12 protein-coding genes and 1 pseudogene are annotated in these 12,706 nt (G+C 75.0%); 5 read left to right on the top strand and 8 right to left on the bottom strand.

Features of this window, described 5'->3' with window-relative positions; translation table 11 throughout:
• The 4 genes and pseudogenes from ACZ402_RS02100 to ACZ402_RS02085 all read left to right on the top strand — a co-directional run.
• Positions 1–385, top strand: a pseudogene (locus ACZ402_RS02100) (glycoside hydrolase family 11 protein); the annotation flags it as partial.
• A gap of 180 nt (positions 386–565) precedes the next feature.
• The gene (locus tag ACZ402_RS02095; RefSeq protein ID WP_375822443.1) at positions 566–1,360 is read left to right on the top strand and encodes a (Fe-S)-binding protein; all 795 of its coding nucleotides are present in this window, start codon (positions 566–568) and stop codon (positions 1,358–1,360) included.
• Positions 1,361–1,482: 122 nt separating this feature from the next.
• Positions 1,483–3,057 (top strand): LutB/LldF family L-lactate oxidation iron-sulfur protein, encoded by a 1,575-nt coding sequence (locus ACZ402_RS02090; RefSeq protein WP_465272275.1) that lies wholly within the window; start codon positions 1,483–1,485, stop codon positions 3,055–3,057.
• Positions 3,054–3,713 (top strand): LutC/YkgG family protein, encoded by a 660-nt coding sequence (locus ACZ402_RS02085; protein WP_375822445.1) that lies wholly within the window; start codon positions 3,054–3,056, stop codon positions 3,711–3,713. Before ACZ402_RS02090 ends, ACZ402_RS02085 begins: the two co-directional genes overlap by 4 nt.
• 70 nt (positions 3,714–3,783) lie before the next feature.
• Here ACZ402_RS02085 and ACZ402_RS02080 read toward each other — a convergent pair whose 3' ends face one another.
• The gene (locus ACZ402_RS02080) at positions 3,784–4,449 is read right to left on the bottom strand and encodes an NUDIX hydrolase (protein WP_375822446.1); all 666 of its coding nucleotides are present in this window, start codon (positions 4,447–4,449) and stop codon (positions 3,784–3,786) included.
• Between the two features lie 60 nt (positions 4,450–4,509).
• On the opposite strand from ACZ402_RS02080, the gene ACZ402_RS02075 reads away from it, so the two are divergent.
• Entirely contained in the window at positions 4,510–5,217 is a 708-nt protein-coding gene (locus tag ACZ402_RS02075) for a uridine kinase family protein (protein ID WP_375822447.1), read from the top strand.
• 3 nt (positions 5,218–5,220) lie between these two features.
• On the opposite strand, the gene ACZ402_RS02070 is transcribed toward ACZ402_RS02075, so the two are convergent.
• The 7 genes from ACZ402_RS02070 to ACZ402_RS02040 all read right to left on the bottom strand — a co-directional run bounded on the left by ACZ402_RS02070 (position 5,221) and on the right by ACZ402_RS02040 (position 12,359).
• Positions 5,221–5,769: a hypothetical protein gene (locus tag ACZ402_RS02070; RefSeq protein ID WP_375822448.1), complete on the bottom strand. Its 549-nt coding sequence runs from the start codon at positions 5,767–5,769 to the stop codon at positions 5,221–5,223.
• A gap of 157 nt (positions 5,770–5,926) precedes the next feature.
• Positions 5,927–6,982: a methyltransferase gene (locus tag ACZ402_RS02065; RefSeq protein WP_375822449.1), complete on the bottom strand. Its 1,056-nt coding sequence runs from the start codon at positions 6,980–6,982 to the stop codon at positions 5,927–5,929.
• A 131-nt stretch (positions 6,983–7,113) separates the two neighbouring features.
• Positions 7,114–8,190, bottom strand: a complete 1,077-nt coding sequence (locus tag ACZ402_RS02060; RefSeq protein WP_375822450.1) for an LLM class flavin-dependent oxidoreductase — start codon at positions 8,188–8,190, stop codon at positions 7,114–7,116.
• Positions 8,187–9,590 carry an LLM class flavin-dependent oxidoreductase gene (locus ACZ402_RS02055; RefSeq protein WP_375822451.1) on the bottom strand — a complete coding sequence of 468 codons (1,404 nt, stop codon included), beginning with the start codon at positions 9,588–9,590 and terminating at the stop codon, positions 8,187–8,189. The genes ACZ402_RS02060 and ACZ402_RS02055 overlap by 4 nt, the downstream gene beginning before the upstream one ends.
• Positions 9,587–10,390, bottom strand: a complete 804-nt coding sequence (locus ACZ402_RS02050; RefSeq protein WP_375822452.1) for an ABC transporter ATP-binding protein — start codon at positions 10,388–10,390, stop codon at positions 9,587–9,589. The genes ACZ402_RS02055 and ACZ402_RS02050 overlap by 4 nt, the downstream gene beginning before the upstream one ends.
• Positions 10,366–11,229 (bottom strand): ABC transporter permease, encoded by an 864-nt coding sequence (locus ACZ402_RS02045; RefSeq protein WP_375822453.1) that lies wholly within the window; start codon positions 11,227–11,229, stop codon positions 10,366–10,368. The genes ACZ402_RS02050 and ACZ402_RS02045 overlap by 25 nt, the downstream gene beginning before the upstream one ends.
• Positions 11,226–12,359, bottom strand: a complete 1,134-nt coding sequence (locus ACZ402_RS02040; protein ID WP_375822454.1) for an ABC transporter substrate-binding protein — start codon at positions 12,357–12,359, stop codon at positions 11,226–11,228. The genes ACZ402_RS02045 and ACZ402_RS02040 overlap by 4 nt, the downstream gene beginning before the upstream one ends.
• Positions 12,360–12,706 lie beyond the last annotated feature (347 nt).

The raw sequence follows: 12,706 nt of genomic DNA, 5'->3' as shown, positions 1-12,706 counted from the left end.
CACGAGCGGCACCCTCACCGCGACACCCAACGGGAACGGCGACGCCTTCGGCATCACGCTGTACTCGAACGGCAACACCACGCTCCCGACGGCCACCTGTGCGTCGGCCTCCGGGGGCGGCGGCGAGACGTGCACCGTGACCGTGACCCGGGGCGACTCCTGGGGCGACCGCTTCAACACCACCTTCCAGGTCTCGGGCGCGTCCGACTGGACCGTGACCATCCGCACCGGCTCCGGCCAGAGCCTGCAGAACTCCTGGAACGCCGCCGTCTCCGGCACGAGCGGCACCCTCACCGCGACACCCAACGGGAACGGCGACGCCTTCGGCATCACGCTGTACTCGAACGGCAACACCACGCTCCCGACGGCCACCTGCTCGGCCTGACCGGAGACCGCCGGGGTGGTGGGACCGTCCGTCCCGCCACCCCGGCGTCCGTGCCGCGCCAGGGCCGGCAGAGCCACGTCGTCCGACCACAGCCGCAGCGCCTCGCCGCGGGGGTCTCGACAGGCGGCACGGACGCGCCCCGGCGAGACTGGACCGGACTCGCCCTCTCCCGGAGCAACGATGCGCATAGCCCTCACCGCGACCTGCCTCGGCGACGTGATGTTCCCGCAGGCACCACGCGCCACCGCCCTCCTCCTCGAGCGCCTCGGGCACGAGGTGTTCTTCCCCGAGCGGCAGGCGTGCTGCGGCCAGATGCACGTCAACACCGGCTACCTGGACGAGGCGGTCCCGGTGGTGCGCAACCACGTCGAGGCGTTCTCCCCTGTGCTCGACGGCGAGTGGGACGCGATCGTCGTCCCGTCCGGGTCGTGCACAGGGTCGGTCCGGCACCAGCAGGGCATGGTCTGCCGGCGCGCCGGTCTCGACGACCTCGCGCGCACCGCCGACGCGGTCGCCGCGAAGACGTACGAGCTGTCCGAGCTGCTCGTCGACGTGCTGGGTATCACCGATGTCGGCGCCTACTTCCCGCACCGCGTCACCTACCACCCCACGTGCCACTCGCTGCGCATGCTGCACGTGGGCGACAAGCCGCTGCGCCTGCTGCGCGCGGTCGAGGGCATCGATCTCGTCGAGCTGCCCGCCGCCGAGTCGTGCTGCGGGTTCGGCGGCACGTTCGCGCTGAAGAACGCCGAGACCTCGACCGCGATGCTCGCCGACAAGATGACGCACGTGAAGTCCACCGGCGCCGAGGTCCTCACCGCGGGCGACGCGTCGTGCCTCCTGCACATCGGCGGCGGGCTCTCGCGCATCCGCGCGGGCGTCCGCACGCTGCACCTCGCGGAGATCCTCGCGTCCACGAAGGACACGCCCGCCCCCGCCGGGGCCGGTCCGTCGACGCGCGGGGGTGCCCGGTGAGCCGCACGTTCCTCGGCCTGCCCGTGCGCCGCGGCGCGCGCACCCTGCCCGACGACGTCGCCCGCCCGGGCGGGCGCGGCACCTCTGCGGGCGCCGGGTCGGCGTCGGGGGCGCTCGGCGACGTGCCGCACCCCGACGCGCCGCTGCGCTGGGGCGACGCCTTCCCCGACGCCGCGCGCGCGGCGCTGCAGAACACGCAGCTGCGCCGCAACCTCGCGCACGCGACCTCGACCATCCGGGACAAGCGCGCCGCCGTCGTGGGCGAGGTGCCGGACTGGGAGGCGCTGCGCGACGCGGGCTCCGCGATCAAGACCGACGTCATGGCGCGCCTGCCCGAGCTCCTCGAGGAGCTGGAGCGCAACGTCGTGGCGCGCGGCGGCGTCGTGCACTGGGCGCGCGACGCGGACGAGGCGAACCGGATCGTCGCGGACCTCGTGAAGGCCACGGGCGTCGACGAGGTCGTCAAGGTGAAGTCCATGGCGACGCAGGAGACCGGGCTCAACGAGGCGCTCGCCGCCGAGGGGATCGCAGCGCACGAGACGGACCTTGCGGAGCTCATCGTCCAGCTCGCCGACGACATGCCGTCGCACATCCTCGTCCCCGCGATCCACCGCAACCGCGCGGAGATCCGCGAGATCTTCCTCGCACGCATGGGCGACGCCCCGCCGGACCTGTCGGACGTCCCGCGCGAGCTCGCGATGGCCGCGCGCGCCCACCTGCGCCGCGCGTTCCTCTCGGCGAAGGTCGCGATCAGCGGCGCGAACTTCGGCGTCGCGGACACCGGGACGCTCACCGTCGTCGAGTCCGAGGGCAACGGCCGCATGTGCCTCACGCTCCCCGAGACGCTCATCACCGTCATGGGGATCGAGAAGGTCGTGCCGACGTACACCGACCTCGAGGTGTTCCTCCAGCTCCTGCCGCGCTCGTCCACGGGCGAGCGCATGAACCCGTACACGTCCCTGTGGACGGGCGTCACGCCGGGCGACGGGCCGCAGGAGTTCCACCTCGTGCTGCTCGACAACGGGCGCACGGACGTCCTCGCCGACGAGGTCGGGCGGGCCGCGCTGCACTGCATCCGCTGCTCGGCGTGCCTCAACGTGTGCCCGGTGTACGAGCGCGTCGGGGGCCACGCGTACGGGTCGGTCTACCCCGGCCCGATCGGCGCGATCCTCACGCCGCAGCTCACCAAGTCCTCCGGCGGGCTCTCCGGCCACCACGACCCGAACGCGTCCCTCCCCTACGCCTCGACGCTGTGCGGCGCGTGCTACGAGGTGTGCCCCGTGAAGATCGACATCCCGTCGATCCTCGTCGAGCTCCGCGCGCGCGAGGTCGACGCCGACCGCGGCCGGCTCACCGGCTGGGGCGCCGCGATGAAGGCAGCCTCGTTCGTCATGTCCGACGCGCGGCGGTTCGAGCTCGCGGAGAAGGCGGCCGGGCTGGGCCGCGTCGTCGCGGGCCCGAAGGGCCGGATCTCGACCCTCCCGCCGCCCGCGTCCGCCTGGACTCGCTCGCGCGACCTCCCGGCCCCCGCCAAGCAGACCTTCCGCGACTGGTGGCGCGACCGCCCCACCCCCGCCACCCCGCCCGCCGACCCTGGGGTTTCCGCACCCCCTGGTGCCGTACCCGGGGATACGGGTGGGTTCGGCGCCTCGGCGGCCCACAACCCCGGGTTGGGCGAGGGGGGTGAGGGCCGATGAGCGCGCGCGACGACGTCCTCGCCCGCGTGCGCGCCGCGCTCGGCGGGTCGACGACGACGGGCGACGCGGCGCCGGGCGCCGTCCCGCGTGGCTACCGCGAGCACGGCGACCTCGCGCCGGGTTCACCGGACGCCGTGGACGTGCTCGTCGACCGGCTCGTCGACTACCGGGCGCACGTGCACGTGGCCGCAGGCCCGGCCGAGGTCGCGACGATCGTCGGTGACCTGCTCGCGGACGCAGGCTCCGTCGTCGTGCCACCGGGGCTCGACCCCGCGTGGCTGGGCGCGCTCGGCGCCGGGACCGCCGTCGTGCCCGACGCGCGCGACGACCCCCGCACGCCCGACGAGCTGGACCGGGTGGACGCCGTAGTCACCGCTGCACGCGTCGCGATCGCCGACACCGGCACGATCGTGCTCGACGGCGAGCCCGACCAGGGGCGCCGCGCGATCACGCTCGTCCCCGACCTGCACGTGTGCGTCGTGCGCACGGACCAGGTGGTCCAGACCGTCCCCGAGGCCGTGCGGCTGCTCGCCGCGCACCCGGAGCGACCGCAGACGTGGATCAGCGGCCCCAGCGCGACGAGCGACATCGAGCTCTCCCGCGTCGAGGGCGTCCACGGCCCACGCACCCTCCACGTGATCCTGGCGCCGAGGTAGAACCGGCGGTCGCCAGGTAGAACTCCGCACGTTCTACGTCGCGACCGCACGTTCTACCTCGCGGCAGAGGTCATGTCCGACGGCGGTGGCGCACCTCCGCGAGAACCGTCGCCAGGCGGACGGGGAAGTCGTCCGGCGTGCCGGCGGGGAGCGCGTCGACCCGGAACCAGGCCACGTCCTCGCTCTCGTCGCTCACGACCGTGCGCGCGTCGGGGTCGGCGAACGCGACGAACCCGACGTCCCAGTGCGTGCGGCACGTCCCGAACGCCGCGGCGAGGTCGTGGCGGTGCACGTCGACGGGCGCCGCGGGGCCGACGGCCTGGTGCCCGGCGCCGGGGCCGTCGTCCGGGCCGGTGGACGGCTCGGGGTCCGGGTCGAACGGGACGAGGTCGTCGAGGCCGCTCTCCTCGCGGGCCTCGCGGTAGGCGGCCTCCGCGAGCGTCGTATCGCCCGGCTCCGTGTGCCCGCCCACCTGGACCCAGAACTGGCCCTTGCGGTGGAAGCAGAGCAGCACGCGGTCCAGGTCCGGGCTGAGCACGAAGCAGCTCGCCGTGAGGTGCTGCGGTCCGCCGTCGCGCCGGACGGCGTCGGCACGCGCGCCGGAGCCACCGTCGCCGCGGAGGAACGCGCGGTACTCGGCCGCGAGCGCCGCCTGCTCCGCGTCGACCGGCTCCCACCGGTCGAGGCGGGCGAGGGCGTCGCGGGCGAGCAGGGCGGCGGGGTCGAGAGCGGTCACCGGGGAAGGTTACGCGGCGCGCGTGGCCGTCCCCGTGCGGCGCTGCGAGAATGGGGTCCCGTGAGCGACCCTCAGCACGACGACGGAGGCCCCGTCGAGACCGGCACACGTCCGGCGACCGACGGCCTCGGCACGGACCCCGCGCTGTTCGACCTCCCGCCGGGCTCGCGCGAGGTCCCGACGCGCGTCGTGCTCCTCACGGGCGCGTCCGGCTCGGGCAAGACGTCGCTCACGCGGCGCCTCGGCCTCCCGGTCGTCGCGCTCGACGACTTCTACCTCGACCACGACCACCCGGACCTGCCGCAGCGGTTCGGCATCGTCGACTGGGACGACCCCCGGTCGTGGGACGCCGCAGGCGCGGTCGCGGCGCTCGTCGACCTCGCGCGGACCGGGCACGCGGACGTGCCGGTCTACGACATCCCGACGTCGCGCCGCACGGGGACGACGCACCTCGACGTCACGGGCTCGCGGGTCGTGCTGGCCGAGGGGATCTTCGCGGCGGAGATCGTCGCGGCGTGCCGCGCCCAGGACGTCCTGGCCGACGCGATCTGCCTGCGCCGACCGCGTCTCATGACGTTCTGGTTCCGCCTGCTGCGCGACCTCGCGGAGATGCGCAAGCCACCGCTCACGCTGTTCCGGCGCGGCTGGGCGCTGCTGCGCGCCGAGCCGGCCCTCGTGCGCCACTGGGAATCGCTCGGCTGTCGCGCGCTGACGCCGACGCAGGCCGAGAAGGAGATCCGCGCGCTCCTGCGACCCAGCCCGGCGTAGGCGTCACGCCCGCGGGTCGGTGACCTCGACCGTCGCGACCGACGGGCCGCCGCAGTCGGGCCCGAAGTCGCCGGTCGTCATCTCCCACACGGGGTCGACCTCGTGCACGACGACGACGTCACCCGACGCGAGCTCCACGACGCGGACGGCGATCGGACCGACCGCGCCGTTCATCGCGGAACCCGTCCAGCCGCCGCGCGACGGCTCGACGGGCATGTCCTCCGCCGCCGCCTCGGGCGAGCTCTGGGCAGCCTCGGGCTGGGCCGGCAGGACCAGGTGGTCGGGGACCGCCGTAGGGATCGGCTCCGGGTCGAGCGAGACCGCCCCGTCGCGCACGAGCCCGCAGGGGTTGATCCCGACGCAGCCCACGAGGACGCCGTAGGCATCCCGATCCGGCCAGGAGTCGTCGAGCCGGACCTCGAGGCGCGCCACGTAGCCGACCGCGGGGCACGCGGTGACCGGGCCTCCCGGGCCACCGCACGCGGGCAGCACGGCGACGAGCAGCGCTGCGGCGAGCCCGCGCGCACGCCGTCGTCCCCGTCGGTCGCTCATCGTCGGCACCCCCTCCGCAGGCCGGCACGTTCGCCGGGCCCTCGTCCAGAACCTGTCGTGTGCGGCCGGATCCTTGCACCGAGACCCCCGAGTCCGCCGCGGAGCGCGACGAGACGTGAGAAGTGGTCCCTGACCCGCCCGTCCCGGGGGCCACTTCTCACGTCTCGGCGGGGAGCGTCCCGACGACGATCGTCGCGCCGATCTCCTCGTCGCGGACGACGCGCGCACGCAGTCCGGCCCGTTCGAGGACGTCGACGGCGCCCGACGCCTGGCGCTCGCCGGACTCGGTGAGCAGGTGGCCGCCCGGAGCGAGCCACGCGGGCGCCTCGGCGGCGACGCGGCGCAGCACGTCCAGCCCGTCGCCGCCGCCGTCGAGCGCGACGTGGGCCTCGTGGTCGCGCGCCTCGTGGGGCAGGAGCGGGATCTCGGCCGTGGGCACGTACGGCACGTTGGCGAGCAGCAGGTCGACCCGGCCGCGCAGACCGGGCGGCAACGGGTCGAACAGGTCGCCCGCGTACGCGGTGCCGCCGACCGCGGCGACGTTGCGCGCCGCGCACGCGACGGCGGCCGGGTCGACGTCGCTCGCGTGCAGCGCGACGGTCTCCGCGCCGCCGAGGCCCACCGAGGTCGCGAGCCCGAGCGCCCCGGCGCCGCAGCACACGTCGACCACGACCACCGCCGGGCCGACCGTCCGGCCGTCCGGGCCGCCGCCCGGCCCGCCGTCCAGGCCGTTGTCCCGGCCACCGTCGGGGTCGCCGACCGCCACACCGCCCGCGCTGCCGCCCGCCCCGCTGTCGGGGTCGTCGACCGTCACGCCGCCTGTCCCGCCGCCCGCCCCGCCGTCGGGGTCGCCGACCGCCACGCCGCATGTCCCGCCGTCGGGGTCGCCGACCGCCACGCCGCATGTCCCGCCGTCGGGCACCCGGACCGGGCGCCCGGCCTGCCGCCCGAGAGCGACCGCCTCGTCGACGAGCAGCGCGGTGCGCTGGCGGGGCACGAACACCCCGGGGTCGACGGCGACGCGGAGCCCGTGGAAGTCGACGTACCCGAGCACGTGCTCCAGCGGCTCGCCCGCGACCCTGCGCGCGACGAGCGTCTCGAGGTGTGCGGCGTCGCCGGCCCGCTCGGCGAGGAGCGCGGCCTCGTCCTCCGCGAAGACGCACCCGGCGGCGCGCAGGTGGGCGGCGAGGTCGTCGAGCTGGTCCCTGTCCACGTCCGGACGCTACTCCTGGCCGGGTCGCGTGCGCACGGGGGATCCGTGGCCACGAGATCGACCCGAGCGTCCGAGATCGGCCCTCAGGGGGTCGATCTCGGGACGCACGGGTCGATCTGGGCGATAGCCGGTCAGTCGCGCAGGAGCGGGAGGAGGCGGGTGCCCTGGCGCTCTATCTCGCGCAGGTACGGGGTGTCCGACAGGACGAAGTGCGTGACGCCGAGGTCCTGGTAGCGCCGCAGCGACTTCGCGACGTCCTCCGCGGAGCCGACGAGCCACGTCGTGCCCGCTCCCCCGCCGCCGAACCTGCCGGGCGTCGTCCACAGGTTGTCGTCGAGCACCTCACCCCGCGCCGCGAGGTCGAGCAGACGCTGCTGCCCGACGGCGGTCCGCCGCCCCCGGTCGCGGGCGGACCACGCCTCGGCCTCCTGGGACCGCGCGGCCAGCTCCGCGACCTTCGCTTCGGCGTCGGCCCACGCCTCCTCGGTGGTGTCGCGGACGAACGTCGTGATCCGCAGACCGAACTCGAGCGGAGCGTGCTCACGCCCCAGCTCGGCGCTCAGGCGCTTCAGCCGGTCGATGCGCTCCGCGATCCCGTCGAGCGGCTCGCCCCAGAAGAGCTGCACGTCGGCCTCGGTCGCGGCGACCCGCTCGGCCGCCTCCGACGCGCCGCCGAAGTAGATCCGCGGATGGGCGCGGCCCGCGCGCGCCACGGGGCGCGGCCCCAGCCGTGACCCGGTCACCGAGAAGTGCTCCCCGGCGTACGTCACCTCCTCCTGCGTCCACAGTCGGCGCACGATCTGGAGGAACTCCCGCGTGCGGGCATACCGGTGCGCGGGGTCGGCCTCACCGTCGCCGTACGCCTGCTGCCCGTCGGTGCCGGACACGATGTTGACGCGCAGCCGGCCGCCGCTGAGGTGGTCGAGCGTCGCGGCGGCGGACGCGAAGTGCGCAGGCCGCCAGAACCCGGGCCGGATCGCGACGAGCGGCTCGAACGTCGTCGTGCGCGCCGCGAGCGCCGTCGCGACGGTGAACGTGTCCGGACGCCCCCAGCTCGTCCCGAGCAGCGCCCCCGCGAACCCGTGGCGCTCCAGCGCGTGCGCGTGGCTCGTCAGGGTGTCGAGGCTGTTGTGGTCCTGGACCGTGTCGTCCCCGCGGTGCCCCGGCCGCACCTGGTTCGGGATGTACCAGAGGTGCTCGGCGCTCACGCGAGGGCCCCCTCGAGGACGCGCGGTCCGTCGCCGGGCGCCGCGCCGACGTCGCCCGCGTACCGGTTGGCCGGGCGCTCGAGCCCGTAGTGCTCGCGCAGCGTCCGGCCCTCGTACTCCGCGCGGAACAGCCCGCGCTCGCGCAGGACCGGCAGCACGTGCTCGACGAACCGCTCGAGCCCCGACGGCAGCACCGCGGGCATGATGTTGAACCCGTCGGCGGCCTCGGCGTCGTACCAGTCCTGGATCGCGTCGGCGACCTGCTCGGGCGTGCCCGCGAACGTGCGGTGCCCCCGCCCGCCGCCGAGCCGCCCGATGAGCTGGCGCACCGTGAGCCGCTCGCGCCGCGCGAGCTCGACGACCAGCGTGTACCGGCTCTTGGCCCCCTCGATCTCGTCCTCGGTGGGCAGGCCGTCGGGGAGCTCGCGGTCGAGCGGCAGGTCCTCGGGCGCGAGCCGCAGCGTCTTCGCGAGCTGGGCGCGCGCGTACTCGGGGACGATGAGCTCGTCGAGCTCGCGCTCGCGGGCGAGCGCCTCCGCCTCGGTCGACCCGATGACGGGGACGATGCCGGGCAGGATCTTCATCGTCCCCGGGTCGCGGCCGACGGCGACCGCCCGGGCCTTGAGGTCGGCGTAGAAGGCGCGGGCGTCGTCGAGCGTCTGGTGCGCGGTGAACACCGCCTCGGCGTAGCGCGCGGCGAGGTCCTTGCCGTCCTCCGACGACCCGGCCTGCACGATGAGCGGTCGCGCCTGCGGCGAGCGCGGCGTCGTGAGCGCGCCGTGCACGGAGAAGTGCGTCCCCGCGTGCGCCGGGGCGTGGATCTTCGACGCGTCCGCCCACACGCCGGCGTCCTTGTCCGCGAGCACGGCGTCGTCCTCCCACGAGTCCCAGAGCTGGAACGCGACGTCGAGGAACTCCGCCGCGCGCTCGTAGCGGACCGCGTGGGCGGGCTGGTCGTCGAGGCCGAAGTTGCGCGCGATGTCCGGCCCCGCCGTCGTCACGACGTTCCACCCGGCCCGGCCGCCGGAGACGTGGTCGATCGACGCGAACCGCCGCGCGAGGTTGTACGGCGAGTTGTACGTCGTCGACGCCGTCGCGATGAGGCCGATCCGCTCGGTCACCGTCGCGATGGCGGTGAGGACGATGAGCGGGTCGAGCGACCCCGCCGGGCGGCGCCCGACGTCGGACCGCAGCCCCGGGCCGTCCGCGAAGAAGATCGAGTCGAGCCTGCCCGCCTCCGCGATCTGCGCGAGGCGCTGCAGGTGCGCGATGTTCGTCGACGTCCACGACGGGTCGCTCTCCGGCAGCCGCCACGACGCCTCGTGGTGGCCCGTGCTCATGAGGAACGCGTTGAGGTGCAGGCGCCCGGGGCGGTGGCCTGCGGAGGAGTGGCGGGTCATGCGGCGGTGTCCTTCCTGTCGTCCCGGACCACGCCGAGCGCGTCGAGCAGCTCGGTGCGGAGCCGGGAGAAGCGAGGGTCGGCGGGGTCGCGCGCCTCGCCGGGGCGGTAGCTCTGGTCGATGCGGCGCTCGGCCGCGATGCGTCCCTCGTCGAGGACGACGACGCGGTCCGCGAGGACGATGGCCTCGTCCACGTCGTGCGTCACGAGCAGGACGGCGGGGCGGTGGCGGGCGCACAGGTCGCGCAGCAGCGCGTGCATCCGGATGCGGGTCAGCGCGTCGAGGGCCCCGAAGGGCTCGTCGGCGAGCAGGAGCCGGGGCGAGCGCACGAGCGAGCGGGCGAGCGACACGCGCTGCTGCTCCCCGCCGGAGAGCTCGTTCGGCCACGCGCGCTCGCGCCCGGCGAGCCCCACCTCGGCGAGGCTCGCGCGGCCCGCGTCGCGCGCCGCGCTCCGGCCGCGCGCCCCGGCGTCGAGCCCGAGCACCACGTTGTCCAGCACGCGCGCCCACGGCAGGAGCCGCGAGTCCTGGAAGACGACGGACACCTGGTCCGGGACGACGACCTCGCCCGAGCCGTCGACCCCGTGGTCGAGCGCGGCGAGCGCGCGCAGGAGCGTGCTCTTGCCCGAGCCGGAGCGGCCCAGGATCGCGACGAACTCGCCGTCGTGCACCGTGAGGTCCAGGTCGTCGAGGATGCGTTTCTCCCCGTACGACCGCACGAGCGAGCGGACCCGCACGGCCGCGCCGTCCGCCGTCGGGCGTTCCGCCTCCACGGTCAGTCCTCCAGCGTGCGCCGCCACGACAGCACCCTCCTCTGCAGGAGGCGGACGGCGAGGTCCGCGGAGTAGCCCAGCACGCCGTAGACCACGAGGCCGACGAGGATGATCTCCGTCTGCCCGTACGTCCGGGCGAGCTCCATCATGTAGCCGATCCCGGCCGTCGCGTTGACCTGCTCGACGACGACGAGCGCGAGCATCGACCCCGTCACCGCGAACCGCAGCCCGAGGAAGAACCCGGGCAGCGCGCCCGGCAGGATCACGCGTCGCACGAACTGCCACCGCGAGAGCTGCACCGTCTCGGCCAGCTCGACGTATCGGCTGTCGATCGCCCGCAGGCCGTTGTGCGTGTGCAGGTAGATCGGGATGAACACCCCGAGCGCGATGGTGACGACCTTCATCTCCTCGCCGATCCCGAACCACAGGATGAGCAGCGGCAGCAGCGCCAGGTTGGGGATCGCGCGCTTGACCTGGATCGGGCCGTCGAGCACGGCGTCGCCGACCCGGCTCAGCCCGGCCGCGAGCGCGAGCACGACGCCCGCGACGATGCCGAACGCCAGCCCGAGCGCGGCGCGCGTCAGGGACACCCCGAGGTGCGCGCCGAGCTTGCCGTTCGCGACGAGCTCCGCACCCGTCGTGACGACCGTCCACGGTGCGGAGAGCACGCGCGGGTCGATGAGCCCCGTGGCGGACCCGACCGACCAGACACCCACGAGGAGCGTCACCCCGACGAGCGCCGCGAGCGGGATCGGCCGCCCCAGCCCCAGGCGAGTGCCGCGAGGGCGCACGTCGGTGGTGACCGCTCGTGCGTCGTCGAGCCTCGGGGCCGCGAGGTCCACCCGGTCGACGACCGCCGCGCTCACTGCGCTCCCCCGTCCCGCGCCGCTGCCGCGGCCTCGCCCGCGACGGGGCCGAAGCGCTCGTCGAACAGGTCGGTCGCCTCGAACGCCTCCTGGTCGAGCTCGGTCGCGAGCAGGTCGATCGTCGCCTGCGTGCGCTCGATGCCCTCGGTGAGGTCGGACGGGATGTCCGGGACGGGCGCGTGGTCGATGAGGTACTGCGCGTCCTCCTCGCTCAGGCCCTGGTCCTCGATGTAGTACCCCTGCTTCCACTCCTCGGGGTGCTCGTCGATCCAGATCTTCGCCGCCGCCCACGCCGCGACGTACTCGCGCAGCGCCGCGGCCTTCGCCGGATCCTGCACGACCTCCGTCGGGCCGTAGAGGTGCGAGGCGTCGTCGCGGAGGTGGTGCTTGACCGACGTCGCGCCGTCCGCCTCGTAGGTGGCCAGGTAGCGGAAGAGCTGCGTCCCACCCAGCGGGGCGATGTCGACCTCGCCCGCGGCGAGCGCCGTCGAGTACACGTCGCCCGTGCTCGGCAGCTCGACGAGCTCGACGTCGTCCTGCGTGAGACCGGCCTCCTGCAGCGCCTTGAGCACGATCGCGCCCTGCGCCTGGCCCGGGCTGAAGGCGATGCGGTGGCCGCGGAAGTCCTCGAGGGAGTCGAGCTCGACGCCCGGCGCGCCCGCGAACTCGTAGATCGGCGCGTCCTCCCAGTTCTCGCGGTAGATCGACGCGTAGATCTGCACGTCCAGGCCCGTCCACGTGGCGTGGATCGGCGGGATCTCCGCCACCGCGCCCACGTCGAGGGAACCGGCACGGAACGCCTCGGTCGTCGCCGGGCCGCCGGAGATGTTGGCCCACTCGACCTCGAACGAGAAGTCGCTGTCGAGGTCGTCGCCGGCCAGCTCGAACGCCTTCTGCGTCGTCGGGTCGCCGATGCGCAGGACCGTGCCCTCGGGCACCTCGGTGGGCAGGTCGGCGTCGGCGGCGAGGGTCGCGCCGTCGGCCGGGTCCGTCCCGCCGGACGCCTGCGCGGCGCCGCACGCACCCGTCGCGAGCAGCGCGACGAGGCCGAGCGCGACGGCGGTCACGCTGCGGCGGCCAGACGGTCGGCCGGGCGGTGCGGAGGAACGGACGAGCGGGTGTGCGGGCATGACGAGTCCTCTCGGGGAGAGCGCACGTGGGCATGCGGGAGCCGTGCGCGGGAGGTGCGGTGGTGAAGGGGCCCGACGGCGGCCGGTGCGGCCGTCGGTCAGTGCGTCGACGTGCTCAGCGGCACGGGGTCGGACGACACGTGGCGCGGCGACACGCCCGCGCGTCGAGCGCACGACGACGCGCGAGGCCGGGCACGCGCCCGGCGTCGGCGGCGGGGACGGCGACATGGCCCCCCGGTGTCGTCTGCATGCGGGCGACTGTGCCAGCGCGCGCACGCCACAGGAAGGGCACCCGCACCCCGTCCCACGACGAGGACGAACGTAACGCCGTGCAACGTCGTCGCATC

Source organism: Cellulosimicrobium sp. NPDC030954 (assembly GCF_055571305.1).
This window is presented reverse-complemented; position numbering and strand designations above follow the sequence as displayed.

Excerpts from the sequence above, each read along its gene's own strand:
- ACZ402_RS02095 (WP_375822443.1), top strand. The coding sequence starts at position 566 with ATGCGCATAGCCCTCACCGCGACCTGCCTCGGCGACGTGATGTTCCCG.
- ACZ402_RS02085 (WP_375822445.1), top strand. The coding sequence starts at position 3,054 with ATGAGCGCGCGCGACGACGTCCTCGCCCGCGTGCGCGCCGCGCTCGGC.
- ACZ402_RS02070 (WP_375822448.1), bottom strand. The coding sequence starts at position 5,769 with ATGAGCGACCGACGGGGACGACGGCGTGCGCGCGGGCTCGCCGCAGCG.
- ACZ402_RS02055 (WP_375822451.1), bottom strand. The coding sequence starts at position 9,590 with ATGACCCGCCACTCCTCCGCAGGCCACCGCCCCGGGCGCCTGCACCTC.
- ACZ402_RS02040 (WP_375822454.1), bottom strand. The coding sequence starts at position 12,359 with ATGCCCGCACACCCGCTCGTCCGTTCCTCCGCACCGCCCGGCCGACCG.